The 1,296-nt window shown below is 54.8% G+C and carries 1 protein-coding gene and 1 pseudogene; one reads left to right on the forward strand and one right to left on the reverse strand.

Going from position 1 to position 1,296, the window contains the following annotated elements; translation table 11 throughout:
• The coding region (locus C501_RS14445; RefSeq protein ID WP_211206307.1) for an Ig-like domain-containing protein at positions 1–331 on the reverse strand (331 nt) is incomplete at its 3' end.
• Positions 332–1,036: 705 nt separating this feature from the next.
• Here C501_RS14445 and C501_RS14655 point away from each other — a divergent pair.
• A pseudogene (locus C501_RS14655) lies at positions 1,037–1,234 on the forward strand (IS3-like element IS987 family transposase); the annotation flags it as partial.
• Positions 1,235–1,296 lie beyond the last annotated feature (62 nt).

Below are 1,296 nucleotides of genomic sequence, written 5' to 3' on the forward strand. Positions count from 1 at the left end.
CCGTGACCGCATGAGCCTCAACACCGTCAGCGATCTTCGCGCCTTCAGTCACCGTGTACTTCGTATTGACGTTGCTCGGGTCTACCGCACCAGCACGAACAGTTGTCTCCGCCGTCCGAGTGACATCAGCATCATCAGTCTGCGCCATCCGTATCACAGTGCCTATCGGCAAATTCGAATTCAAAGACAACGACCAATTACCCGAAGCATCTACCCGAGGAGTACCCAAAACATTCCCGGCACCATCAGCCACCGTCACCGTCCAGTTCGGATAACCAGTACCCGTCAACGGCCCGTGACCATCAGTAGCCTCAATCGTCGGATCCGGCATGACCCGAACCTTCCCCGAAGCCACGCCCGTCACCAAAGCACCATTCGCTTTATCAGAGAACGATATCGTCGAACTTGAATCAGCCAAAGCGCCCGGCTGGATACCCGCAGCCACCTGAACTTGCGGCAAGAACTGACGCTCCTCCCCCGCATACGTGAGAACATAATCGCCAGTACCAACCGTACTTAGGGTGCAAGACAGCGTCTGATTATCGTTGCTCCGCGTACACGCATTCGCCCTCAAAACAGTATTTACCAGAGGACCGTTCTCCGTCCTGGATTTTTGAGACAAGACCGTGGGCTGATCCGTGAACGTCACACCAGCCGGTGCGTTAAAGACAATCGACCGAGGCAACTTCTGTATATCGATCTTTATGTCTGTCCCGTCATTGACATACGAGAACTTCAACACCCCCGTAGACCCCGGATACAAATTTGTCACGACATTAGGATTATCCCGCAACTGTGGAGCAGCAGATGCTGGAACCGCCTGAACCAGCCAAAGCACCGGCAACAAACCCAGAGCTAACAGACCACTTAACCACAACCGCCACAACGGGACCCCAGACCAGCCCCGCGCACCCACAGATTTCACAGACAATCCTCGCTTATTCATCAAAAGTCCAACTACCTAGCGAAAACTATACCTGCAGGCGTGAGGCGCCCCGGTGTGTCCGGAGACTTTTCCGTTTGAGAGGATCAGGGCATGGCAGGGAATACAACGACGTGGTATCCGCAGGAGCTGAAGGATCGTGCTGTTCGGATGGTGGCGGAGATGGAGGACGCATTTTCGGAGTGGGCGGCGATGCAAAAAGTTGCTGGGCTTTTAGGGGTTGCTACACCGGAGACGGTTCGGAAGTGGGTTCGCCGATCAGAGTTAGATTCTGGTAGCGGTCACGGGGTCTGCCCCGGGTTTGGTTGACATCTGATCTGTGAGGATTCGTCCTCGCTGGAAGGATGTATCTC

The sequence above is a fragment of the Acaricomes phytoseiuli DSM 14247 genome, from assembly GCF_000376245.1.
GTDB lineage: Bacteria > Actinomycetota > Actinomycetes > Actinomycetales > Micrococcaceae > Renibacterium > Renibacterium phytoseiuli.